Annotated in this window: 16 protein-coding genes, 4 tRNA genes and 3 rRNA genes; 20 read left to right on the top strand and 3 right to left on the bottom strand. The window is 44.9% G+C overall.

Translation table 11 applies throughout. The features are described 5' to 3' along the window. Position 1: 1 nt before the first annotated feature. The 3 genes from E0Z06_RS10900 (at position 2) to E0Z06_RS10890 (ending at position 2,338) form a co-directional block, all read left to right on the top strand. Positions 2-1,210: a NupC/NupG family nucleoside CNT transporter gene (locus tag E0Z06_RS10900; protein WP_132584603.1), complete on the top strand. Its 1,209-nt coding sequence runs from the start codon at positions 2-4 to the stop codon at positions 1,208-1,210. Between the two features lie 16 nt (positions 1,211-1,226). After that, positions 1,227-2,171 (top strand): 2-oxoglutarate and iron-dependent oxygenase domain-containing protein, encoded by a 945-nt coding sequence (locus E0Z06_RS10895; RefSeq protein WP_132584601.1) that lies wholly within the window; start codon positions 1,227-1,229, stop codon positions 2,169-2,171. A gap of 82 nt (positions 2,172-2,253) precedes the next feature. Next, positions 2,254-2,338: transfer RNA gene (locus E0Z06_RS10890), tRNA-Leu, on the top strand. A 54-nt stretch (positions 2,339-2,392) separates the two neighbouring features. Here the strand turns inward: E0Z06_RS10890 and E0Z06_RS10885 are convergent. Next, positions 2,393-3,859 (bottom strand): RimK family protein, encoded by a 1,467-nt coding sequence (locus tag E0Z06_RS10885; RefSeq protein ID WP_132584599.1) that lies wholly within the window; start codon positions 3,857-3,859, stop codon positions 2,393-2,395. A 164-nt stretch (positions 3,860-4,023) separates the two neighbouring features. Between E0Z06_RS10885 and E0Z06_RS10880 the strand changes: the two genes are divergently transcribed. From E0Z06_RS10880 to E0Z06_RS10815, 14 genes are all read left to right on the top strand, one after another. After that, positions 4,024-5,175: a peptidase C39 family protein gene (locus tag E0Z06_RS10880; RefSeq protein WP_132584597.1), complete on the top strand. Its 1,152-nt coding sequence runs from the start codon at positions 4,024-4,026 to the stop codon at positions 5,173-5,175. 489 nt (positions 5,176-5,664) lie between these two features. Next, positions 5,665-7,189, top strand: a 16S ribosomal RNA gene (locus E0Z06_RS10875). A gap of 211 nt (positions 7,190-7,400) precedes the next feature. Then, a tRNA-Ile gene (locus E0Z06_RS10870) sits at positions 7,401-7,477 on the top strand. Positions 7,478-7,578: 101 nt separating this feature from the next. Further along, a tRNA-Ala gene (locus E0Z06_RS10865) sits at positions 7,579-7,654 on the top strand. Between the two features lie 301 nt (positions 7,655-7,955). Next, positions 7,956-10,837, top strand: a 23S ribosomal RNA gene (locus E0Z06_RS10860). A 152-nt stretch (positions 10,838-10,989) separates the two neighbouring features. Continuing rightward, positions 10,990-11,104, top strand: a 5S ribosomal RNA gene (gene rrf, locus E0Z06_RS10855). Together the 16S, 23S and 5S rRNA genes with 2 tRNA genes alongside form the textbook arrangement of a ribosomal RNA operon. A 159-nt stretch (positions 11,105-11,263) precedes the next feature. Next, positions 11,264-13,309: a S9 family peptidase gene (locus E0Z06_RS10850; RefSeq protein WP_132584595.1), complete on the top strand. Its 2,046-nt coding sequence runs from the start codon at positions 11,264-11,266 to the stop codon at positions 13,307-13,309. Positions 13,310-13,463: 154 nt separating this feature from the next. Further along, positions 13,464-13,540, top strand: a tRNA-Trp gene (locus E0Z06_RS10845). 12 nt (positions 13,541-13,552) lie between these two features. Beyond that, on the top strand, positions 13,553-13,867 hold the full coding sequence (locus E0Z06_RS10840) for a hypothetical protein (RefSeq protein WP_132584593.1): 315 nt from the start codon (positions 13,553-13,555) through the stop codon (positions 13,865-13,867). Then, positions 13,857-14,300: a ribosomal protein S18-alanine N-acetyltransferase gene (gene rimI / locus E0Z06_RS10835; RefSeq protein WP_132584591.1), complete on the top strand. Its 444-nt coding sequence runs from the start codon at positions 13,857-13,859 to the stop codon at positions 14,298-14,300. The genes E0Z06_RS10840 and rimI overlap by 11 nt, the downstream gene beginning before the upstream one ends. A 136-nt stretch (positions 14,301-14,436) precedes the next feature. After that, positions 14,437-16,023 carry a peptide chain release factor 3 gene (prfC, locus tag E0Z06_RS10830; RefSeq protein ID WP_132584589.1) on the top strand — a complete coding sequence of 529 codons (1,587 nt, stop codon included), beginning with the start codon at positions 14,437-14,439 and terminating at the stop codon, positions 16,021-16,023. Between the two features lie 12 nt (positions 16,024-16,035). Next, positions 16,036-17,775 carry an arginine--tRNA ligase gene (gene argS / locus E0Z06_RS10825; protein ID WP_132584587.1) on the top strand — a complete coding sequence of 580 codons (1,740 nt, stop codon included), beginning with the start codon at positions 16,036-16,038 and terminating at the stop codon, positions 17,773-17,775. A gap of 2 nt (positions 17,776-17,777) precedes the next feature. Further along, positions 17,778-18,416 (top strand): pyridoxamine 5'-phosphate oxidase, encoded by a 639-nt coding sequence (gene pdxH, locus E0Z06_RS10820; protein WP_132584585.1) that lies wholly within the window; start codon positions 17,778-17,780, stop codon positions 18,414-18,416. Beyond that, the gene (locus tag E0Z06_RS10815; RefSeq protein WP_132584583.1) at positions 18,407-19,219 is read left to right on the top strand and encodes a TatD family hydrolase; all 813 of its coding nucleotides are present in this window, start codon (positions 18,407-18,409) and stop codon (positions 19,217-19,219) included. The genes pdxH and E0Z06_RS10815 overlap by 10 nt, the downstream gene beginning before the upstream one ends. Here the strand turns inward: E0Z06_RS10815 and E0Z06_RS10810 are convergent. Then, positions 19,199-19,801 carry an AhpA/YtjB family protein gene (locus E0Z06_RS10810; RefSeq protein WP_207903080.1) on the bottom strand — a complete coding sequence of 201 codons (603 nt, stop codon included), beginning with the start codon at positions 19,799-19,801 and terminating at the stop codon, positions 19,199-19,201. The two genes, E0Z06_RS10815 and E0Z06_RS10810, sit on opposite strands and share 21 nt — an antisense overlap. Before the next feature lie 63 nt (positions 19,802-19,864). On the opposite strand from E0Z06_RS10810, the gene serB reads away from it, so the two are divergent. Together serB and E0Z06_RS10800 are read left to right on the top strand one after the other, a co-directional pair. After that, a complete protein-coding gene (serB, locus tag E0Z06_RS15865; protein WP_132584581.1) occupies positions 19,865-20,947 on the top strand; it encodes a phosphoserine phosphatase SerB in 1,083 nt (360 codons plus the stop codon). 2 nt (positions 20,948-20,949) lie between these two features. Further along, a complete protein-coding gene (locus tag E0Z06_RS10800; protein WP_132584579.1) occupies positions 20,950-21,843 on the top strand; it encodes an alpha/beta fold hydrolase in 894 nt (297 codons plus the stop codon). Here E0Z06_RS10800 and E0Z06_RS10795 read toward each other — a convergent pair. Continuing rightward, complete coding sequence (locus E0Z06_RS10795) at positions 21,814-24,336, bottom strand: PilZ domain-containing protein (RefSeq protein ID WP_132584577.1); 2,523 nt, start codon at positions 24,334-24,336, stop codon at positions 21,814-21,816. The two genes, E0Z06_RS10800 and E0Z06_RS10795, sit on opposite strands and share 30 nt — an antisense overlap. 120 nt (positions 24,337-24,456) lie before the next feature. Between E0Z06_RS10795 and radA the strand changes: the two genes are divergently transcribed. After that, entirely contained in the window at positions 24,457-25,818 is a 1,362-nt protein-coding gene (gene radA, locus E0Z06_RS10790; RefSeq protein ID WP_132584576.1) for a DNA repair protein RadA, read from the top strand. Positions 25,819-25,857 lie beyond the last annotated feature (39 nt).

The following is a 25,857-nucleotide window of genomic DNA, read 5'->3' as shown; positions in this document are numbered from 1 at the left end:
TATGATGGGATTAGTGGGCATAGTTGTCCTTCTGCTAGTAGCTTATATTGCTTCTGCGCACCGTAGCCGTATTAACTGGCGCACAGTAGGTGGTGCTTTTGCTATTCAGTTAGCTATTGGTGCGTTTGTACTGTATGTGCCCTTTGGTCAAGACGTGTTGTTAAGTATTTCAAATTTTGTCGCTAACATTATTAGTTATGCCACGGCGGGTATTGAGTTCTTATTTGGCGATATTGGTCGTAAATCGCAGGGCTTTATTTTTGCGGTTCATGTATTAACTATTATTATTTTCTTCTCATCGCTTATTGCTGTGTTGTATCACATTGGCGTAATGACATGGGTTATTCGCATTATTGGTGGTGGGTTACAAAAGCTATTAGGTACTAGTCGGCCTGAATCTATGTCGGCTGCAGCCAATATTTTTGTTGGGCAAACCGAAGCGCCATTAATCGTACGGCCTTTTATTCCAACCATGACCCGTTCAGAGTTATTTGCTGTAATGGTAGGTGGCTTAGCCTCTGTTGCAGGCTCGGTGCTGGCGGGTTATGCCGGTTTAGGTATTGAGCTTAAATACCTTATTGCCGCAAGCTTTATGGCCGCGCCAGGTGGGTTTTTAATGGCGAAAATGATTTTGCCAGAAACCGAGCAACCAAAAAATGAGCTAGATGAAATCGGCACTGATACTCAACATACTAATTTAATTGATGCCGCCGCAGCCGGTGCGTCAAGCGGTATGCAGTTAGCACTAAACGTTGGTGCAATGTTATTAGCTTTTATCGGTTTAATTGCTTTAGTTAATGGTGCTATTGGTGGTATCGCTGGCTGGTTTGGTGTTGACGGTTTAACTCTGCAAGTTATTTTTGGTTACGTATTTCAGCCCTTAGCATTTATTTTGGGTGTGTCATGGGAAGAAGCCCGTATGGCGGGTAGCTTTATTGGCCAAAAATTGGTTATTAATGAATTTGTCGCATACCTCGACTTTGTGCAAGTGAAAGAGCAGCTAAGCGCACATACACAAGTTATTGTTACTATTGCTTTGTGTGGTTTTGCTAACTTCTCTTCAATTGCTATTTTATTAGGCGGCTTGGGCGGTATGGCGCCAAGTCGTCGAGCTGATATTGCCGCACTAGGGCTAAAGGCCTTACTTGCCGCAACCTTAGCTAACTTAATGAGCGCTGCTATGGCAGGGTTCTTTTTTTACTTAGGCTAAAAAACAGGTCTTTTATATGACACAGCAAGTACCTACGTTAGATATAAGACGGTTTGCCACCGACAAAGATAACTTTGTTGCCGAAATTGGCAAGGCCTACACTGAATTTGGATTTTGTGGCATTAGTGGTCACGGTATTCCAGATGCTGTGGTAGAGAATACATATCAAGCAATTAAACAGTTTTTTGCTTTACCAACTGATGTTAAAGCTAAATACCATACCCCCGGGCAGGGCGGCGCGCGCGGTTATACTGCAGTGGGTGTAGAGAAGGCTAAGGACAGCAAGCATCCGGATTTAAAAGAGTTTTGGCATGTTGGTCGAGAGCTATCCGGTCCAGCACCCCATCCGAGTTTATATCCTAATGTGTGGCCAACTGAGGTTGCTGGTTTTAAAGCGGCGACTTATGCACTTTACACGGCACTTGAGCAGTTAGGTAATACGGTGCTTGAAGCTTTAGCTTTGTATTTAGGGCAACAGCAAAACTACTTTGCTGATAAGGTGCATTATGGCAATTCTATTTTACGCGCGATCCACTATCCGCCAATTAAAGACACTGCAACTCAGTCTATTCGTGCCGGACAACATGAAGACATAAATCTAATAACGCTATTAGTTGGTTCAAACGAAGCAGGTTTAGAAATACTGCGTCGTGATGGTAGCTGGTTACCTGTTACCACTATAGAAGGCACCATTGTGGTCAACATAGGCGATATGTTGCAGCGGTTAACTAATCATCTATTACCATCGACTACACATCGGGTTGTGAATCCTGCAGGCATAGCTGCGAGTGAACCTCGTTATTCTATTCCGTTTTTTATGCATCCAAATCCAGATTACATTATCGACACATTAAAAACCTGTATTAACGAACAGCAACCTAATCGCTATCCACAAGCGATTAATTCAAATGATTACTTAATGCAGCGTTTGGAGGAAATAGGCTTGATAAAAAAGCCGTAATATTTTAATACTTGTTTATTGACGCGATGCTATTTATCGCTATACTGCACGCCATGTTAAACGCACTAGCGTGAAACATAACGCAGATGTGGTGGAATTGGTAGACACGCAAGCTTCAGGTGTTTGTGCCCAAAAGCGTGAGAGTTCGAGTCTCTCCATCTGCACCAAATTAACCGGCTTACGCCGGTTTTTTTGTGCCTAAAATTGGCTGAGGTTGACGGTTAACGTTTTAATTCTATTCGACGAATAAAATCACTAACGATCAGATCATATAGTTTGTTGCCTAAATGCAAATCTTCTACGCCATCGTCAATGTTGGGGTTATCGTTTACTTCAATCACGTAAACTTTATCGCCATCTTGTTTCACGTCAACGCCATATAAGCTATCACCAATTGGCGCACAGGCTTGCAATGCCGCTTGCACAACATGACTTGGTACGTCGGCCACTGCGCAAGTACTAAAGCCGCCACTTTCTGTTTTTGCCGTACCATGTTTGTATATCTGCCAGTGGTTACGTGCCATAAAATATTTACAAGCAAAAATAGCTTGGCCGTTAAGTACGCCAATACGCCAATCATATTCGGTAAAGGTATAACGTTGTGCCAGAATAATTGCGCTTTGCTCAAACAACGCAGACAATTGTGTTTTTAGTTCGCTTAAGGTTTTTACTTTAACGACACCGCGCGAAAAGCTGCCATCGGGTATTTTTAATACTAAGGGTAAGCCCAAAGTGTCTGCTGCTTTTACCAGGCTGTCATCATCCTGTTTAAACAGCATAACGCCATCTGGCATTGGCACCTTGTGCTGCTCGAATAGGGTATGTAAATACACTTTATTACCACAGCGCAAAATAGAGTTCGGGTCGTCAATCACGGCTAAGCCTTCGCGCTCGGCTTTTAATGCCATATGAAAGGTGTGATGGTTAACTGCGGTAGTTTCACGAATAAATAAGCCATCAAATTCAGCCAAACGATGTATATCTTTGGCACCTATATGTTCTACATCCATAGCTGCACGCTTAGCAGCCTTAACAAATAGCTCTAGTGCTTTAGGCGTGCAGGGTGGGAATTTCTCCTTAGCATCAATCAGTACCGCTAAATCATACTTAAACTTTTTATTGGCCGGCTCTACCCGCCAAATTTTATGACTGTAGCGCTCTAATATATTACCGAACAAGCCTTGCTCTGATTCAGACAGCTTATGCACACTGCCAATTTTTAAGGTTTTTACATGCCAGGTTTTTTTCTTCTGCAGCTCAACCCTTAATATTGGTACCGGAAATGCTTCAAACAAATAAGTAGCTACTTTCTTTAATGCTTTAAGCTCGGTTTCACCAAAATAAATGTTAAACGTTAGTTGAGTGCTGGTTTCATCAATTAATGCTTTATTTAGCTGATTAAGTAGCGTTATCGGAACATCATCAGCAATGTCGGCAATTTCATGGCGGTTAAACTTATTAAATGCACGTACTGATGGCATTACGTTATGGCCTCGCGCTTCAGCTAATAATGAGCAGTAGTAGCCAGTGCCTAAATATTGAGCTTGCCGGCATAAGTTAATCACACGAGTACGTTGTTTATTGGTTGCCGACCATTTTAAATAATTTGGTAACGTCATTACGCCATCGTATTGATAAAACGGTGCCCAATCTTGAGCTTTATCAACAACGATTATTAGTTTAGCCATTATTACTCCCAGTACTTTGTTAAAGCATGTCGTGTTAGTCTAAAACTGTACAGTGAAGAAACCTGTACTACAAAAGTTAAATTTTTTGTTGGCTTTTCATTTCTTAAGCTGTTGTTATCCTAAACGTAGTTAAAAATCAGCCAAAGGCAATAACGGAAGCAATAATGGCATTAAACGACAAATCGACCGACTTAGATATCAGAAGTGCTGAACTTGAAGACGTGCCAGCTTTATTTGCGTTAGAGCAAAGTTGCTTCGATACTGACCGTGTGAGTGTTCGTAGTTTTCGGCGTTTTATTAAAGATAAACGAAGTGACTTATTTCTAGCTGAACAAGATGGCCACCTTGCCGGCTATTTTTTACTGATCTATCGCAGAGGCACCAGTTTAGCTCGGTTGTATTCTCTGGCAGTAGATGCCCGTTTTCGCAAGCAAGGCATTGCTGAGTTTTTAATGCAACATGCCGAACGTGTTGCTGCTGAACGGAACTGCGTATTACTGCGTCTTGAGGTGCGCTACGATAATGCTGCCGCGATTAGGCTATATCACAAACTACACTATCATGAGTTTGCGCTAAAGCATGACTTTTACGAAGATCACTCAGATGCTATCTGTATGCAAAAGCAGATCATCCAGTTTGATACCGACTCAGTAAAGCGCCAAGTACCTTATATAGCGCAAACCACCCCTTTTACTTGTGGCCCAGCTTGCTTACTTATGGTGTTTAACTATTTTCAGCCGAACCAATACGCGCCGGCGTCTTTAGAAATTGATATCTGGCGCGAAGCGACCACTATTTTTATGACATCAGGTCATGGTGGTTGTGGCCCTCGCGGTTTAGCTCTTGCTGCTTATCATCGTGGCTTTGATGTAGAAATCTTTCTTAATAAAGAAGGAGTGCTTTTTACCGACACGGTTCGTAGTGAGGTCAAAAAAAATATTTTACAACGAGTACACGATTCTTATTGCGAGAAGGTCGCACAAAGCAATATTGCGGTGCATAGCGCAGATCTTAACATCAGTAAGATAAAGCAATTGTTGCAGAACGATGCGCTGCTGGTGGTACTTATAAGTACCTGGCAGTTTGATAAAAGCAAAGCGCCGCATTGGGTCGTCGTTTGTGCGGTTGACGAACACTTTGTTTATATTAATGATCCAGACACTGAAGACATCCCTTGGTTATCGGCGTCTGAGCGCCAATATATTCCTATAGCGCATAGTGTATTTCTTAAAGCCTTTAGTTATGGCAAAAATCGACTTAAAGCTGCGGTTATGGTTAAAGAGAGAAAAACCGCCAGTTTTAGTACACTTTTATAGCGTATTGTTGGTTTTTTCTGCGAACGATTCATAAACTGTCATATTTCTGAAATAACCGCTTGCACGACAATTAAAACCCCCTATAATGCGCGCCATGCCACGGGGTGCAGCGCTAGCGCACTCTCCGAGGGGTTTTAGAAATAGAGTCAAAAATCTTTTAAAAAGACGCTTGACACTAGGGCTTAAATCTCTAAAATGGCGCCCTCGCTTCACGGTGGTAACTAACGCGGTGAAATGAGAGAGTAAGTTAAGCCTGACGAGTGTTTTTGATAAAGAATCATCGTCACGCTTGACTTAAAAACTGGGAAGTGTAACATACGCCTCCCGCTTCTTAAGCAGAAGCACGCTCTTTAACAATTCGCAATCAATCATCTGTGTGGGCACTTATGATGGATTTCACAAAAATGAAATACATCGGTTGAGTGACTTACATAGAAATATGTTTTAAGTCAGTAAGACTGAGCGCCACTTTGGTGGCGGAAAGAACTTTAATAGAAGAGTTTGATCATGGCTCAGATTGAACGCTGGCGGCAGGCCTAACACATGCAAGTCGAGCGGGGTTTTCGGACCTAGCGGCGGACGGGTGAGTAATGTATAGGGAGCTGCCCGATAGAGGGGGATACCAGTTGGAAACGGCTGTTAATACCGCATAATGTCTACGGACCAAAGTGTGGGACCTTCGGGCCACATGCTATCGGATGCACCTATATGGGATTAGCTAGTTGGTGGGGTAATGGCTCACCAAGGCGACGATCCCTAGCTGGTTTGAGAGGATGATCAGCCACACTGGGACTGAGACACGGCCCAGACTCCTACGGGAGGCAGCAGTGGGGAATATTGGACAATGGGCGCAAGCCTGATCCAGCCATGCCGCGTGTGTGAAGAAGGCCTTAGGGTTGTAAAGCACTTTCAGCGAGGAGGAAGGGATAGGCGTTAATAGCGGCTATTTTTGACGTTACTCGCAGAAGAAGCACCGGCTAACTCCGTGCCAGCAGCCGCGGTAATACGGAGGGTGCAAGCGTTAATCGGAATTACTGGGCGTAAAGCGCACGTAGGCGGTTCGTTAAGTTGGATGTGAAAGCCCCGGGCTCAACCTGGGAATTGCATTCAAAACTGGCAGACTAGAGTATGTGAGAGGGGGGTAGAATTCCAAGTGTAGCGGTGAAATGCGTAGAGATTTGGAGGAATACCAGTGGCGAAGGCGGCCCCCTGGCACAATACTGACGCTGAGGTGCGAAAGCGTGGGGATCAAACAGGATTAGATACCCTGGTAGTCCACGCCGTAAACGATGTCTACTAGCTGTTCGTGGTCTTGTACCGTGAGTAGCGCAGCTAACGCACTAAGTAGACCGCCTGGGGAGTACGGTCGCAAGATTAAAACTCAAATGAATTGACGGGGGCCCGCACAAGCGGTGGAGCATGTGGTTTAATTCGACGCAACGCGAAGAACCTTACCTACTCTTGACATCTACAGAATTTTGCAGAGATGCGAAAGTGCCTTCGGGAACTGTAAGACAGGTGCTGCATGGCTGTCGTCAGCTCGTGTTGTGAAATGTTGGGTTAAGTCCCGCAACGAGCGCAACCCTTATCCTTAGTTGCCAGCACGTAATGGTGGGAACTCTAGGGAGACTGCCGGTGATAAACCGGAGGAAGGTGGGGACGACGTCAAGTCATCATGGCCCTTACGAGTAGGGCTACACACGTGCTACAATGGTATGTACAGAGGGAGGCAAGCTGGCGACAGTGAGCGGATCTCTTAAAGCATATCGTAGTCCGGATCGCAGTCTGCAACTCGACTGCGTGAAGTAGGAATCGCTAGTAATCGTGGATCAGAATGCCACGGTGAATACGTTCCCGGGCCTTGTACACACCGCCCGTCACACCATGGGAGTGGGTTGCAAAAGAAGTAGGTAGCTTAACCTTCGGGAGGGCGCTTACCACTTTGTGATTCATGACTGGGGTGAAGTCGTAACAAGGTAACCGTAGGGGAACCTGCGGTTGGATCACCTCCTTACCTAAAGTGAAGAAGTTGTAAGTGTTCACACAGATGATTGATTGTAGAGATAGAGCAAATAAAGTTTATTGCGAAGTTTATGAGAATAAATAACGCAGGATGTTTTATTTAGCGCAAGGCGCACGCCGAACGAAGGAAGGAGTTTACTAATGTAAATGACTGACTGAGAGAGAAGTGAAACGCAGCGATAGATAAAACAGACCAGTTAAACGGGTCTGTAGCTCAGGTGGTTAGAGCGCACCCCTGATAAGGGTGAGGTCGGTAGTTCGAGTCTACTCAGACCCACCAAATTGCGCATCATACGGCGTTACTTCGATACTCACATACACTAGTATGCTTCGTATCAAAGTGCCTTGTCTGATACACAATTCCTTAATTGGATCCTTATTGGGGCCATAGCTCAGCTGGGAGAGCGCCTGCCTTGCACGCAGGAGGTCAGCGGTTCGATCCCGCTTGGCTCCACCATTCTTTATTTACTCTAAAAAAATTCAAATCAAAGCGTTCTAAACAGAATGATTTGATTTGAGTTTAATCTCAAATGCTCTTTAACAATTTGGCAAGCTGATAGTAGTAAAAAAACAAGGTGCAAAATATTGCACAGGATGTTTTTACTGTTGCTAGGCGCACAACGAACGCGTGAAGGAGTTAACTTCGGTTAATGACTGAGCAAGTGAGGAAGTGCAACAACGCAGCGGGAAAAATAGACCAGCAAGACGTTGTGAACCTTAAGCACACTGTATAATTTCAAGACATCTTGGGGTTGTATGGTTAAGTGAATAAGCGTACACGGTGGATGCCTTGGCAGTCAGAGGCGATGAAGGACGTACTAACCTGCGAAAAGCTGTGGGAAGCCGGTAAGAGGCGTTAGACCCGCAGATATCCGAATGGGGAAACCCAGTGCATTTATGCACTATCGTTACATGAATACATAGTGTAACGAGGCAAACCGGGAGAACTGAAACATCTAAGTACCCCGAGGAAAAGAAATCAACCGAGATTCCGTTAGTAGCGGCGAGCGAACGCGGAGTAGCCCTTAAGCTACATTGGTGTTAGTGGAATACTCTGGAAAGAGTAGCGATACAGGGTGATAGCCCCGTACACGACAACACCTTTATAGTGAAAACGAGTAGGACGGGACACGAGACATCCTGTTTGAACATGGGGGGACCATCCTCCAAGGCTAAATACTCCTGACTGACCGATAGTGAACCAGTACCGTGAGGGAAAGGCGAAAAGAACCCCTGTAAGGGGAGTGAAATAGAACCTGAAACCGTGTACGTACAAGCAGTGGGAGCACCTTCGTGGTGTGACTGCGTACCTTTTGTATAATGGGTCAGCGACTTACATTCTGTAGCAAGGTTAACCGAATAGGGGAGCCGTAGGGAAACCGAGTCTTAACTGGGCGAATAGTTGCAGGGTGTAGACCCGAAACCGGGCGATCTATCCATGAGCAGGTTGAAGGTTGGGTAACACTAACTGGAGGACCGAACCCACTAATGTTGAAAAATTAGGGGATGACTTGTGGATCGGAGTGAAAGGCTAATCAAGCTCGGAGATATCTGGTTCTCCTCGAAAGCTATTTAGGTAGCGCCTCGAGCGAATACCATTGGGGGTAGAGCACTGTTTGGGCTAGGGGGTCATCCCGACTTACCAACCCCATGCAAACTCCGAATACCAATGAGTACTACTCGGGAGACACACGGCGGGTGCTAACGTCCGTCGTGGAAAGGGAAACAACCCAGACCGCCAGCTAAGGTCCCAAAGTAATGATTAAGTGGAAAACGATGTGGGAAGGCATAGACAGCTAGGAGGTTGGCTTAGAAGCAGCCATTCTTTAAAGAAAGCGTAATAGCTCACTAGTCGAGTCGGCCTGCGCGGAAGATGTAACGGGGCTAAATCATTCACCGAAGCTGCGGACTTGTGCTTGCACAAGTGGTAGAGGAGCGTTCTGTAAGCCGTTGAAGGTAGACCGGGAGGTTTGCTGGAGGTATCAGAAGTGCGAATGCTGACATGAGTAACGATAAGGGGAGTGAAAAACTTCCCCGCCGAAAGACCAAGGGTTCCTATCCCATGCTAATCAGGGTAGGGTGAGTCGACCCCTAAGGCGAGGCTGAAAAGCGTAGTCGATGGGAAACGGGTTAATATTCCCGTACCGACCAATACTGCGATGGGGTGACGGAGAAAGCTAGGCAAGCGCGGCGTTGGTAGTCCGCGTGAAAGTAAGTAGGCTGAGAGACTAGGCAAATCCGGTTTCTTAAGGCTGAGATACGAGACGAGTGTCTAAGGACACGAAGTTGTTGACGCTATGCTTCCAGGAAAAACCTCTAAGCTTCAGGTATTGGTGATCGTACCCGAAACCGACACAGGTGGTCAGGTAGAGCATACCAAGGCGCTTGAGAGAACTCTGCTGAAGGAACTAGGCAAAATAGTACCGTAACTTCGGGAGAAGGTACGCTCTTTGCTGTTAAGGACTTGCTCCGTAAGCAGCGAAGAGTCGCAGTGACCAGCTGGCTGCAACTGTTTATTAAAAACACAGCACTCTGCAAACTCGTAAGAGGACGTATAGGGTGTGACACCTGCCCGGTGCCGGAAGGTTAATTGATGGGGTTAGCGCAAGCGAAGCTCTTGATCGAAGCCCCGGTAAACGGCGGCCGTAACTATAACGGTCCTAAGGTAGCGAAATTCCTTGTCGGGTAAGTTCCGACCTGCACGAATGGTGTAATGATGGCCAGGCTGTCTCCAGCAGAGACTCAGTGAAATTGAAATCGCGGTGAAGATGCCGTGTACCCGCGGCTAGACGGAAAGACCCCGTGAACCTTTACTATAGCTTGGCACTGAACATTGGCCCTACATGTGTAGGATAGGTGGGAGGCTTTGAAGTTTGAACGCTAGTTCAGATGGAGCCGTCCTTGAAATACCACCCTTGTATGTCTGATGTTCTAACGTAGGCCCCTGATCGGGGTCGCGGACAGTGTCTGGTGGGTAGTTTGACTGGGGCGGTCTCCTCCTAAAGCGTAACGGAGGAGCACGAAGGTTGGCTAAGTACGGTCGGACATCGTACGGTTAGTGTAATGGTAGAAGCCAGCTTAACTGCGAGACAGACACGTCGAGCAGGTACGAAAGTAGGTCATAGTGATCCGGTGGTTCTGTATGGAAGGGCCATCGCTCAACGGATAAAAGGTACTCCGGGGATAACAGGCTGATACCGCCCAAGAGTTCATATCGACGGCGGTGTTTGGCACCTCGATGTCGGCTCATCACATCCTGGGGCTGAAGTCGGTCCCAAGGGTATGGCTGTTCGCCATTTAAAGTGGTACGCGAGCTGGGTTTAGAACGTCGTGAGACAGTTCGGTCCCTATCTGCCGTGGGCGTTGGATGATTGAGTGGAGTTGCTCCTAGTACGAGAGGACCGGAGTGAACGAACCGCTGGTGTTCGGGTTGTCATGCCAATGGCATTGCCCGGTAGCTACGTTCGGAACGGATAAGCGCTGAAAGCATCTAAGCGCGAAGCCGGCCACAAGATGAGTCATCCCTCAGGCTTTAAGCCTGCTAAAGGGTCGTTGAAGACCACAACGTTGATAGGTGAGGTGTGGAAGCGCAGTGATGTGTTAAGCTAACTCATACTAATTGCCCGTGTGGCTTAACCATACAACGCCCAAGGTGTTTTTAGAAAGAATACGTGTGTAACTACTAATCAGATTGCCGAATATCGGAACACAGTTTTTATCAAATTCTTCCATGGATTTGACCCTAACGGGCCGCACTACAGTGCGTTAAAACGTGTTCCCTACAAGTTTTTGCCTGGTGGCAATAGCGCTGTGGACCCACCTGATCCCATTCCGAACTCAGAAGTGAAACGCAGCTGCGACGATGGTAGTGTGGCATTCGCCATGCGAGAGTAGTTCACCGCCAGGCTCCCAATTCAAGAAAGCCCGTCTCGTATGAGTCGGGCTTTTTTACTGTCTGCGATTTAGAGTTTTGTCTCCTTTTACCCTCGATTAAACGCAAGCCTATCGTCAGGCGCAGTAATTCAGTTAGTATCCATTGGCGTTTATAACTAAAATGGACACCTAGATGAATATAAATATAATAAAAAGCCGTCTGTGCTTCACTACAGCATTATTAGTTAGTGCTTGCAGTTTAGGCCTATCGGCTACACCGCTGCAGTACGAAGATGTATTCGAGCTCGAGTTTGTCTCTGATCCCCAGCCCGATGCTAAAGGCGAGCAGGTTGTTTTTGTCCGAAACTGGATGGATAAACAAACTGACCGTCGGCGCATGACTTTATGGTTAAGCTCAGCAGATGGTAAACAACTGCAACCGTTAACTGATAAAGATATTAATGCCAGCTCACCACGTTGGGCCCCCGATAATAAGCGGTTGGCCTTTATTGCCAATGGGCAAATTCATGTTAAATGGTTAGATAGCGGCCGCACGTCACAATTGGGCCAATTACAGCAAAGCCCTGGTAATTTGAGTTGGTCACCAGATGGCAAGTGGCTAGCCTTTAGTATGTTTACACCTAAGGCAGCTAAAGCGCCAGTAACCTTATCCGGCAAGCCAGAAAAAGCGGAATGGGCTAAGCCTGCAATCTATATTGATAGTAAACAGTACCGAGTTGATGGCGCTGGTTACGTAAAATCAGGCTTTCAACATTTGTATATCATGTCGGCTGATGGAGGCTCGGCAATACAGTTAACCGAAGGTGATTTTAATCATTCAGGTGCCATTAGCTGGTCTAAAGATAGTGCATCTGTATATTTTTCTGCTAACCGCCACCCTGATTGGCAATCAAAGCCAATGAATAGTGAGTTATTTAAACTTAATTTGTCAGATCGAAAACTCACGCAACTAACTGATCGCGATGGCCCAGACGCACAACCTTTGTTATCACCAGATGGAAAACTGATTGCTTATGTTGGCTTTGACGATCGTAAATTAGCGCATCAAGCAAATCGTTTATATGTTATGAATAGCGATGGCAGTAATATTCGGAATTTAACCGAGGACTTAGACCGCGGTATTGAAGAGTTTCAGTGGTTAGCTAATAACAAAGCACTGTATATTTCTTATGATAACGAAGGTAAAGGCGTACTAGCAGAACAAGCCCTAAGCGGTAAGCGTACACAGTTAGCGAATGATATAGGTGGCAGTTCTTATAGTCGCCCTTATAGTGGCGGTCAGTTTGCGGCAGCGGATAACGGCTTGGTCGCTTATACCCAGATGAGTGCGGAACACCCAGCTGAGTTGGCGGTGCTGCATAAAGGTAAAAAGCAAACCTTAACCTCGTTAAATGCGGATTTACTACTTGCGCGTGATATCGGCAAAGTAGAGGAGTTTTGGTACAGCGCCTCAGTAGATAAACGTCAGATCCAAGGCTGGATTATTTATCCGCCGCAGTTTGATAGCAGCAAAAAGTACCCATTAATTTTAGAGATCCATGGCGGCCCACATACAGCGTATGGCCCGCACTTTGGTATGGAACTGCAATTGATGGCCGCTAAGGGCTATGTGGTGCTATATACCAACCCACGCGGTAGCACGAGTTATGGCGAAGATTTTGCTAATTTAATTCACCATAATTATCCAAGCTCAGATTTTAATGATTTGATGGATGGTGTCGATGCCGTAATAGCTAAGGGCTTTATCAATGAAAAAGAGCTATTTATTACCGGTGGTAGTGGTGGTGGCGCGTTAACAGCGTGGGCAGTTGGCCATACGGACCGCTTTGCTGCAGCGGTGTCGGTAAAGCCGGTAATCAACTGGTTTAGTTTTGTGTTAAATGCCGATATGTATAGTTACTTTTCGCAGTACTGGTTCCCTGGCATGCCATGGGAAAAGCCAGAACATTACTTAAAGTATTCGCCTATTAGTTATGTCGGTAATGTTAAAACACCCACTATGCTGATGACTGGCGAAGCAGACTACCGTACCCCTATCTCTGAATCTGAGCAGTTCTATCAAGCGTTGCAGTTGCGTGGTATTGATACCGCTATGGTGCGAATTCCTGAAGCTTCACACTCGATATATAGTCGACCAAGTAATTTAATGGCGAAAACAGCTTATATTCTATATTGGTTTGAGAAATACCGTGAAACCAAAGATAGTGTAGAAAAGTAGCTAATTAATCAGTAAGCTCGGTGGGAACACTGCCGAGCTTATGTTAGCCTAAGCTAATAATTACGCAGGGTGCTCGTTTTCTATGCAGTTGAATGAGTTAGTGCAGCTTTTTGCTTTACCTTTGAACAGGCTTTTGTATAATGGCGGCATCAACAGGGGCGTAGTTCCAATTGGTAGAACAGCGGTCTCCAAAACCGATGGTTGGGGGTTCGAATCCCTCCGCCCCTGCCACTTCTTTTTATTATGAATAAATTTTATTCTGCTCAGAAACACTTACTAGATGTACTAAAAATAGCGCCTTTGGCGTTGAATCAACGTTTTTCTAGTTCTCCAGCTAAAACGACTAGCTCTAAGTTATCTTTACCTGATTTAACACTTTCCTTAGCTCAAGATATCGAGCTATTACTTGCTGATAAGTTGCAGTGGTGGGTGCAAGCAGATTTAACTCAAGCACTGCTCGTAGATAACCAATTACTAACACCGCCACTGGCAATGCTAGAATTGCCTGAACAAAAAAAAGCCTTGTGGGCTTTGCTAAGTGCTGTCGATGATATTTAAACCGCTTACTATTGCAGATATCCCTGCTGTTGTTGTATTAGAGCAGGCCGCTAATGTTTACCCTTGGACGCAATATGCGTTTTCTAGCAGTTTTACCAACAGCTATTTCAACGTTAAATTATTAAACGCTGAAAATGATATTCTGGGGTTTTATATTGCCCAGCTGATGGCTGATCAAGTTGAACTGTTTAATATTTGCGTGGCAAAAGCAGCACAAGGGCAAGGTTTTGGCAAAGCTTTACTGCAACATTTTCTAAGCCAAGGCCAAACGCAGGGCGCGGCAGAAGCTTTACTTGAAGTGCGCAGCTCTAACTTTACCGCTATTGCGCTTTATCAAAATCTTGGTTTTGCCATCAACGGGGTACGAAAAGGCTACTATACTGCAGCAACCGGTACAGAAGACGCGTTGTTAATGCATCGTGCACTAATTTAAACACTGTTATTTCTACTCTGTGCCCGCGCTATTCAAGCTGTTATAATCGCCCCCATTATTAAATACTTGGCTTTAGCCATATTCACTACTTAGGTTGCGGTACTGCAGCTAAAGTGACAACAAACTATTGGATATTATGAGCACTGATACTTTTTTAGCAGAAGTGAACAGCCGCCGCACTTTTGCGATCATTTCGCATCCCGATGCCGGTAAAACAACCATCACTGAAAAAGTGTTGTTATTCGGCCACTTAATTCAAAAAGCCGGAACCGTAAAAGGTAAAAAGTCGGGCCAGTTTGCCACATCGGACTGGATGGAAATGGAAAAAGAACGGGGTATTTCAGTAACCACCTCGGTAATGCAATTTCCTTACGAGGGGTGTTTAGTTAACTTATTAGATACGCCCGGCCACGAAGATTTCTCTGAAGATACTTATCGTACGTTAACCGCAGTCGATTCTTGTTTAATGGTTATTGACGGCGCTAAAGGTGTTGAAGACCGAACTATTAAGCTGATGGAAGTAACTCGGCTGCGTGATACGCCGATTATTACCTTTATGAATAAAATGGACCGTGATATTCGCGACCCAGTTGATTTATTAGACGAAGTAGAAAGTGTACTTAAGATTGCTTGCGCTCCTATTACTTGGCCGATTGCTTCTGGCAAAGAGTTTAAAGGTGTTTATCACATACTGCGCGATGAAATCATTTTGTATAAGTCTGGCATGGGCCACACTATTCAAGATGTTGATACCATTAAAGGTTTGCATAACCCTGAACTAGATAAGCGCATTGGTTATTTTGCCCAACAACTACGTGATGAAATGGAGTTAGTGCAGGGTGCTAGCCACGAGTTTGATCAAGAGCTGTTTTTAAAGGGTGAATTAACGCCGGTGTTTTTTGGTACTGCGTTAGGTAACTTTGGTGTTGATCATATGCTAGATGGCCTTACTAAATGGGCACCAGCACCACAGATGCGCCAAACCACTACGCGCACGGTAGAACCAACTGAAGCTGGTTTTTCTGGTTTTATCTTTAAAATTCAAGCAAATATGGACCCTAAGCACCGTGACCGTGTCGCGTTTTTACGCATAGTGTCGGGCAAGTACGAAAAAGGCATGAAAGTGCGCCATGTTCGTATTGGTAAAGATGTGTTGATCCCGCAAGCGTTAACCTTTGTTGCTGGCGATCGTGAGCATTTAGATGAAGCTTACCCTGGCGATATTATTGGTTTACACAACCATGGCACGATAAAAATTGGCGATACCTTCACCACCGGTGAAAATATGCATTTTACTGGTATTCCAAACTTTGCCCCTGAGCTGTTTCGTCGTATTCGCTTGCGTGATCCTCTAAAGCAAAAACAATTGCTAAAAGGCCTAGTGCAGTTATCTGAAGAGGGCGCGGTACAAGTGTTTAGGCCATTAGATAACAATGATCTTATAGTTGGTGCTGTAGGTGTGCTGCAATTTGACGTAGTAGTGCATCGCTTAAAATCAGAATACAACGTTGATGCCTTGTATGAGTCAGTAAACGTGTCTACCGCGCGTTGGGTATACAGCGACGATGCTAAAGCTTTAGATGAATTTAGAAATAAGGCCAGCCAGAATTTGTCATTAGATGGTGGCGACACGCTGACCTATATTGCGCCAACCATGGTTAACCTGAATTTGGCTATAGAGCGTTATCCGAAGATTAAATTCTTAAAGACCCGTGAACATTAACAGGTAAGATTGATGAATATTAAGCACCTTTTAACGGAAAAAACTCAAGCGGCTTTTATTGCTTTAGGTTTACCTGCTGATACTAATGCCGCGGTTACTGTAAGTACTAAACCCGAGTTTGGTGATTATCAAATTAATGGCGCAATGGCAGCGGCCAAATTATTAAAAACTAACCCACGACAGCTTGCCGAACAGTTGTTAGCGCATTTGTCGCTAGAGGGGATTGCCGAAAAAACTGAGATCGCAGGTCCCGGTTTTATTAACGTGACTTTAGCCAAATCTTGGTTAGCTGCAGAGCTTGAAACTGCTGCCATAGATACTCGCTTAGGTGTTAGTACCAACGTCACACCACAAACTGTAGTAGTAGACTATTCGGCGCCGAATTTAGCCAAAGAGATGCACGTTGGCCATTTACGCTCCACCATTATCGGTGATGCGGTTGTGCGCACGCTTGAGTTTTGGGGCGATAAGGTTATTCGGCAAAACCATATGGGCGATTGGGGTACGCAGTTTGGTATGCTGATTGCGCATTTGGAAGATAAACTCGCCGCAGGCGTAGATTTAGAGCAGGTAGCCTTAGCCGATTTAGAAGACTTTTATCGTGAAGCGAAAAAGCGTTTTGACGATGAAGCCGGTTTTGCCGATAAATCACGTGATTATGTGGTGCAGCTACAAAGTGGTGATGCACACTGTAAAAAACTGTGGCAACTGTTTATTGACACCTCAGTAAAACACAGCGAAGAGCTTTACAAAAAGCTCAACGTTACTTTAACTAATGCTGACATTAAGCCAGAAAGTGCTTATAACGATATGTTGCAGGGCATTATCGATGATTTAAAAACCAAAGCACTAGCCGAAGAGAGCATGGGCGCGTTGGTGGTGTTTTTGCAAGAGCTGGCAGATAAAGACGGTAATCCATCGCCATTTATAGTGCAAAAAACCGGTGGTGGTTTCTTATATTCAACCACTGACTTAGCGGCTTGCCAATACCGTAGCCACACATTAAACGCCGACCGAATAATTATTTTTACTGATGCACGTCAAGCGCTACACTTTAAACAAGTTGAACTAGTAGCACGTAAAGCGGGCTACCTGCGCGATGCCACCAGCTACGATCATTGCCCGTTTGGCACCATGATGGGCGAAGATGGCAAACCTTTTAAAACCAGAACTGGTGGCACAGTTAAGTTAGCTGAATTACTAGAAGAAGCAGTAGTGCGAGCTAAAGCGGTAGTGAAAGAAAAAGCCAGTGATTTAACGGATACAGAAGTTGAAGAAGTAGCGCGTAAAGTCGGTATCGGTGCAGTAAAATTTGCTGACTTATCAAAAAACCGTACTAGCGATTATATTTTCAGTTGGAATGCGATGCTGAGCTTTGAAGGTGCTACCGCACCTTATCTGCAATATGCTTATACCCGAGTACGCAGCATTTTACGTCGCGCCGATATCAACGACAACTTTGTCGCAAAAGTACTGTTGGTTGACGAGCAAGAAAAGCAGCTAGCAGTAAAATTACTTCGCTTTGAAGAAACATTAGCGCAGGTTATTAAAGATGCGCAGCCTAACTTGCTCTGTAATTATCTATACGAGTTGGCAAGTCTGTATATGACATTTTATGAAGCCTGCCCAATACTCAAAGAGGGTGTTGAACCGGCGCAACGTGACAGCCGTTTAATGCTTAGTATTTTTGCCGCACGCATGCTTAAGCAGGGGCTAGAATTGTTAGGTATAGAAACGATGGAGCGTATGTAAAGATGAAAATCGATGATATTCGCCGCAGCTACACTAAAGATAAACTTGAGCAAGATAAGCTGAATGTTGATCCAATAGCGCAGTTTGAGCAATGGCTAAAGGACGCGATAGCGGCTGAGTTGCCTGATCCGACTGCAATGTGCGTGGCGAGTGTTGATACCGATGGCCAGCCGTCGCAACGTTTAGTATTACTTAAAGATGTAAACACTAACGGTTTTACCTTTTATACCAATTTGGGCAGCCGTAAAGCCACTGAGCTTGCGGCTCATCCCAAAGTCTGTTTGCATTTCCCGTGGCATCCGTTAGAGCGGCAAGTTATTGTTTATGGCACTGCTGAGCGCGTGTCGTCGGCGCAAGTAGCGAAATATTTTTTGTCACGACCCAAAGAAAGCCAACTGGCGGCTTGGGCGTCAGAGCAAAGTCGACCGGTATCAACTCGTTTGGCTTTAATGCAAAAATTTGCTGAAATTAAGCACAAGTTTGCAGAGGGTGAAATACCTTTACCCTCGTTTTGGGGCGGCTTTTTGGTGCGCCCACACAAAATTGAATTTTGGCAAGGTGGAGAACACCGTTTGCATGATCGCTTTATGTATACCAAGCAAGCCGATGGCAGCTGGAACATCGCAAGGTTATGTCCGTAGCTGCAGCGGAATCAAATAGCCGGCTACGGTTGTTTGATACCCATTGTCATCTTGACTTGCCTGAGTTGGCAAGCTCGCAAGACGCTATATGGCAGCAAGCCCAAGCCGCTGGTGTTGCTGCGCTATTAATACCTGCAGTTGAAGCGAGAGCTTGGCCTAATTTATTAAAATTACAGGCGTTGCACCCTTATTGGCATATTGCACTGGGTATTCACCCGTGGTGGGCTGCAAGCTATACCTTGACCTCAGTTGATACTTTAGAACTACTACTTAGCCAACATAGCGACGCAGTATGCGCGGTGGGCGAGATAGGCCTAGATTTTATGCTACCTACCGATACCTTTGCGCAGCAACAACTGCTGTTTAGTGCTCAATTAGCTGTCGCTGCTCGATATAATAAACCGGTGGTCTTACATCATCGAAAAAGTCAGCCTCAATTATTGGCAGCGTTAAAGCAGCAGCAATTTAACCAAGGTGGTATTTTGCATGCATTTTCTGGCAGTCAGCAACAAGCGCATGCCTTTATTGAACAAGGTTTTAAGCTGGGTATTGGTGGCACCATTACTTATGAACGGGCAGGGAAAACCCGCAACAGCATTCGAAAATTACCGCTTAGTTGTTTGGTGTTAGAAACTGATGCTCCCGCTATGCCGTTATCTGGGTTTCAAGGGCAGGTAAATACCCCTGCACAGTTAGTGGCAGTATTTAACGTGCTTTGTCAGTTACGTTCTGAACCTCGAGAACAGATTGCCGCTCAGTTGTGGCAAAACAGCGTTGACGTTTTACGACTTAGGGTGACGTAGCCGTATTGATTGCCGAGAGAAGCGAGAAAAACCACGGCGCAATAAAAAGCCAATAGCACCGGCCAGTATCAGCATTAGCAGCAGTTGCTGCATTAAACGTTGCCACGACAAACTAATGTCATTTAACGTCGTATCCTGGCGTAAACTTAATTTTATGTAACCTAATAGCTGCTGATTTTTAATAATTGGCTGCACCATCGGCCGTAGTGGTTGTTTTTGACTAGGAGCATAAAGTAAACGTGCGGGAGCACTATTTTCAGACCAACTCATACGCACACCGTTCGCGTCATATACAACAACATCATACACATAGGGATTATCTGCGAGGTTTTGTGTTAGTTGTTCTAGGCCATCTAGCTGGTCATGTTCAATTAAGTAAGCCGCGGTGTGTGCTAACGCAACGGTAGTTTCGCGCATCAGCTGGCTACTTTGTTGTTGCAGCAGTTGCTTACCTTGTTGTTGTGTTAATACCCATAAATGCAGCAACAGCCAAATACCTAGAATAGAAATAGCAACTTGCGCTAACTTAATAGTGCTTGAAGTGCTGCTGGGTATTGCGATATCGTTCTGCATAATGTCCATAAAACACCGGCTAAGTTAGTCGTTATTACGCCTAGTTAACAGCGTAATTGCGGCTAGCATGCCATGGCTGTGTTACCAAGTATAGGTACTTTCGTGTCGTTCTTCTATCAGGTTTGTCTTGCACAACCGTCAACTGAGCCACTTTTCGGCCAGTTAGCTGCTGGTAATAACTATCAATTAAAGAGGCAAAAGCAAGGTTTAGCGCTGCATGCTCAGCATGTGTTACCGTTGCAACAGGGGGCCAGCTTTGTGCTAAACACGGTTAGTGACTTCTCTAATGTTATACGGCTATTTGGTACGAAGTTAAATTGGTCTGCTTTAGCCGAGGTGCTGCAAATAGTGGTTGAAACCGATGCCACATTAGCTTGTCGAGTGTATCAACCCCATAAAGCGCTGACGGGGGCGTTAGAGTTGCAACTAAAGCAACCGTTAACGTTTAAGTTGCAACAACAGCTTAACGACTTGGCTGCTCGTTTGGCAATTGAGGTAGTTTACTTACCGGTAAGGCCTATACTTTGTCAGCCCGGTTTGTTGGTAATGGATATGGATTCAACCGCTATTGCCATCGAGTGTATTGATGAAATTGCCAAACTGGCGGGGGTCGGCGAACAGGTAGCCGCAGTGACCGCGCGCGCGATGAATGGTGAGCTAGATTTTACGCAAAGCCTAACCGAGCGTGTAGCCTTACTTGCAGGCGCGCCAGAGCAAGTACTGCAGCAAGTGTTAGCTACCTTACCGTTAATGCCAGGCTTAACCGAACTGGTAGCGCATTTAAAGGCGCATAGCTGGCAGGTGGCTATTGCTTCAGGTGGCTTTACTTATTTCACCAACGCACTGCAGCAGCAACTGGGGCTAACGGCAACCTTTGCTAACGTACTTGAAATTATTGATGGCAAGTTAACGGGCAAGGTGCTTGGCAATATTATTGATGCCAATGCTAAGGCGCGTGTGGTGCAGCAGTTGGCCACGGCTTATAATATTAGCCATAGCCAAACCATTGCTATTGGCGATGGTGCGAATGATATTCCGATGCTAAATGTAGCGGCGTTAGGTGTGGCATTTCACGCTAAACCTAAGGTGCAGGCGCAAGCCAAAGCCGCTATTCGCCATGGCTCATTGTTACAGTTATTGTATTTAATCGACTAGGTATGAAACATAAACAAAGCTCGTTATACCTTGAGTTAGCACCCTATAAATTACATATTCGCCATTTATTACCGAATCAACCAGTACAGGCGCCAGTGCTGATGCTGCACGGTGCTATAGAAAACAGCCGTATTTTTTATAGCCATTCTGGTAAAGGGTTGGGTTGTTACCTAGCAGACCAAGGCTTTATGGTGTATTGCGCTGATTTTGCTGGCCGAGGTTTATCTAAACCGCATGTTTCTACTGGCTTTAATCAAAGCCAGCAGCAAATGATTACACGCGATATACCGGCGTTAATTGACTATGTTTATCAGTTGCAGCAACAACCGTTAATATTGATTGCGCATTCTTGGGGCGGCGTATTGGCGATGGCAAGCTTAGCTAGATGTCCTGCTAGTACCGTAAAGGTGGCCGGTATTGTATGTTTCGGTTCTAAGCGGGTGATCAGTGTTCAGAGCTTAGAGCGCTATCTAAAAATAAACCTAATATGGAACACGATTGCGCCTTGGTTAAGTAAAAAATGTGATTATTTTCCGGCGCGTACATTACGACTTGGTGCAGATGATGAACCAAGCCAGTTTTTGCAAGATACCGTGCATTGGATAAAGGGTGAACCCTTTGTCGATCTTAGCGATAACTTTAACTATGCCCAAGCTAGCCAGCAGTTACAGTGGCCACCAGTACTGCACTTTGCTGCGAAAAATGATCGTTTACTTGGCCATCCTAATGATGTGAAAGCCTTTATTGCAGAAACCACACCTCAGGCAAATTTTAGATTGTTAGCAACCAGTAATGGTTATCAGCACAACTATGATCATATTTCGATGTTAACGCATCCTTTAGCGGTAACCGATCACTTTGTTGAACTACGTGACTGGCTGCTGCAATTGAGCTAGTAATGCCTGCTGCTTTGCGTTTTGTTGCTGGCTTTGCTCAGTTGATGCACCGAAGCGCCAAGGTATTTCGGCAGAAATATCTATAACATCTATTACCCCCGCGACACTCCACAATTCTTCTTCTAGTTGCTTAGCTTTATGAATAGCGTAAGTGCTGATGTAAGTAAGCTCTGGTGCAATAAATTCAGTATCGGGGCGGCCGGTGCGCGACAACAGCAATTTATAGCAAAACAAAATACTATTTTGTACTGCGGCTAACACAAATTGTTGTTTAGCTTGCTCGGAGATAAACTCATAATCGTAGCGGCATTCTAGCGTGGGCATGGCAGATGTGCGGTCAACAACAATAAATAGCTCAAAAGCACGAGGAGCATCAAAGCGCTTCATTTGTTTTAGTTGTTGTGCAAAGTGTAGGCTAATTGCGTTATTTTGTAGAATTAACGCCAAATCTAATTGCTGCGCATCACCACTATACATGCTCAGCAATTGGTGCAAGCTATTACCTTGGCTGCCTTTAGCGAGGGTACTAATTTCGTAACGAAGGCCCTTGCGATGTACGTAAAGTGTAAAATGGCTGTGCGCATTCATGTATAGGTTGCGCAGGGCTAAAGCTAGACCAGGATATTTAGGGCTTTCTTCGGCTAAGGTTAATTTAGCGCGATTATTTTGAATCAGCTGTTGAAAAAACAATCTTCCGGTATGAGGCTCACTGCCTTCAATCGCGCGTAAGTTCATAATAGTGCGGCTTTTACTTACAGCCATTACTTCGTAAGGTAATGCACTCAATGCATATTTATTGCTGATTTTTTGCATATCGGGCAGGCTTAATAGTAAGACATCACCTTTTTTATACCGCACCGGCAAGGTGGTTTCGAGCTGCAACCCTTTAGAGGAAAAATCACGGCTGTGACCGCTAAATGCCAAAGGGCTATCGCGTTCAGCTACTGTTACCGCAGTTTTATATAAATAACGTGATTCTGAGCGCAAGTTTACATATTGCACCGCCACAGCTTCGCACGGCGGTTGATTAACTAATTTCTTATGGCCAAATTGTGCTAATAGCTTTAACTGTTGTTGATCTACCGGATAACTTTGGTACCAAAATGTATTTTCGTTACCCGTTATATCGCTTAGGCTAACAATGTAGCGCACATCTTGAATAAACTGTTTTATCAAGTTACTTAACGGCGCTGGCGCCTTAACTGAGCTTTGTTCCGGAATAGTGGCTGGTATTTCTGCTAGCGCTGCACGGGTGCGTTGTAAGTTAAGATGGAACACACGCCAACTGAGTTTGCTGGCACCAAAACCAAGAAATAGTTCTTTTAATTGTTCAGACTCAGCTAGCTCTTCACTGGTTGCAGAATAGAAAAACAGTTTGCCCTGAACCGCATGCGTAAAGCTGTATAAGATGGTCGACATTTCTACAGATGTTTTTTGTAACATGGTTTTAAGCCGTTTAACATTCAGAATACTGATAAACACCGCTTGATGTTGCTCATCAAGAAAATACTGCCAAACTGGTTTGTTATATTCTGTTGTTAAGGCACAAAAAGGCATTGGTTGGCCATTTTTAACGGCGATAAATACCGGCAAGCTACTGGTGCGAGGCACAAAAAATTGTTCGTAGCCTTTACTGAGCAAACTTTGACTAACGTGGTCTAGGTTAACCTTATAGCGCCGTTTATTACCGCTAATAAAGCGTTTTAAAAATTCGGCAAATTGCGCTTCGTTTTCACTTTGCTGGCGCTCTAAACGCCAGTAACTATTTGTAGCTTGCTGTTCAATATCGATAATTTTATACAGTACGCCATCGGCTAAACCCAACACAAATTCTTGTTCTAACGCGGTAAAATGTAACTTTACCAGCTGGCCAATATCAGCCTTAACTGGCTGTTGTAACTTTAGTTTACAGCCAGATACCGATAAGTCGCTGGTGCTTGCTGAAATACGTTGTTCGTTGATCTCTAGTGCAACATCAATACTAAAGTGCATGCGTTCATCACGGCGGGCCGTGTGCTGACCAAAATTAATTAACTTGGCATATAACGCAGGTATTTCGGAATCTTGTTCTGAATCGCCATCTATATTGTCAACATCGCCCTCTAATGCGTTGCGTACACGCTCTTCGGTTTGTTTGCGGTGCATAACCCGAAAGTTATTTTCGGTATTAAGTACTTCTTCATATAAACCCAGAGTAAAGCTGCCGTACTGTTTAAGACCGGTTTCAAATATTTTAACCGCGTTGTCATCCATATAGTGTGTTTTACCCATATAGTCATAGGGTTTAACATCAGCATCAACGTGACCGCGCAAATCAATATAATAATTACATGGCTGTGCCATGCGCTTCAGTTCCATTTTTAACAGAAACTGTTTCGATTTTGGTAAATCTGACGTTAATAAGCTGAATACCTGATCGAAGTCTGCTGAGTTGAGCAAACTTTTCATGCGGTCAATTACGCCAATATATTGTTGTAAATCGGTTGCCGTCATAATTCAGTCAGGTTAAATGCCAAAATGCTGGCATCTTAGGGTTATAATCCGTAGTACGCTACGTTGTTACAAATTGAAAAGCAATATCCATGCCTTTCATTTAGTTTGAGAAAATAAATTATGGCAAAAGTTAAAACGGCTTATGTTTGTACCGACTGCGGTGCAGATTTTATGCGCTGGCAGGGGCAGTGCACCGAGTGCGGTGCTTGGAATACGGTAAGTGAAGTGCGCTTAGGTACTAACAGTACCAAATCAAACAGAAGCACAGGGTATGCTGGTGCAACGGTAGCAAAAGTTATTCCGCTAGATCAGGTTGATTTACAAGCTGTGCCGCGTTTTAGCAGTGGTTTTGCGGAGTTCGACCGCGTGCTCGGTGGTGGCATAGTACCTGGCTCAGCAATTTTAATTGGTGGCCATCCAGGTGCGGGTAAAAGTACCTTACTGTTACAAATTATGTGTGGTTTAGCCGGTGCTGGCGGCGTGCTCTATGTCACTGGTGAAGAATCACTTCAGCAAGTGGCTATGCGTGCTAAGCGGCTGAAACTACCCACGGCTAACGTAAATATGTTGGCAGAAACCAACATTGAAACCATTTGTCATTTGGCTGAGCAAGAAAAACCACGCATTATGGTCATTGACTCTATTCAGGTAATGCAATTAGCTGACATTCAATCAGCACCTGGTAGTGTGTCGCAAGTACGTGAAAGTGCGGCGTATTTAACCCGTTTTGCTAAACAACATAATATCGCCATTATTATGGTCGGGCATGTAACAAAAGATGGTTCGTTAGCTGGCCCCAAGGTGCTAGAACACTGCATCGATTGCTCGGTAATGCTAGATGGCGACAGCGATAACCGTTATCGTACTTTGCGTGGTACTAAAAATCGTTTTGGTGCGATTAACGAGTTGGGCGTATTTGCCATGACTGAGCACGGTATGAAAGAAGTTAAAAATCCGTCAGCAATATTCTTAACGCGTGGTAAAGAAGATCAATCTGGCAGCATTGTCATGGTGTTATGGGAAGGTACTCGCCCGCTATTAGTTGAAATTCAAGGTTTGGTAGACCATTCGCCATTGAATAACCCACGCCGCGTTACCCTAGGTATGGAGCAAAATAGAATTTCGATGCTACTTGCGGTAATGCACCGCCATGCGGGCATTCAAATGGCTGATCAAGATGTATTTGTCAACGTGGTAGGTGGGGTTAAGGTAAACGAAACCAGCGCCGATTTAGCGACATTATTAGCACTAGTATCTAGTTTTCGTGATAAACCCTTGCCCAACGATTTAGTCGTGTTTGGTGAAGTAGGCCTAGCCGGTGAAATTCGCCCAGTGCCAAGCGGGCAAGAACGTTTGCGTGAGGCGGCTAAGCATGGTTTTAAACGTGCCATAGTGCCCGCGGCTAATTGCCCGAAAGAGCCAATTGCCGGCATGGAAGTTATTGCGGTAACAAAATTGTCAGAAGCACTAGAAGCAATTTAAGCTAAAGAACCGCTTTAATTCGTCGTAACAAAATTAAAG

The organism is Rheinheimera sp. D18 (assembly GCF_004345025.1).
GTDB classification, from domain to species: Bacteria; Pseudomonadota; Gammaproteobacteria; order Enterobacterales; family Alteromonadaceae; genus Alishewanella; species Alishewanella metallidurans.
The sequence above is the reverse complement of the archived record's forward strand: the minus strand, read 5'-3'. Positions and strand labels throughout refer to the sequence as shown.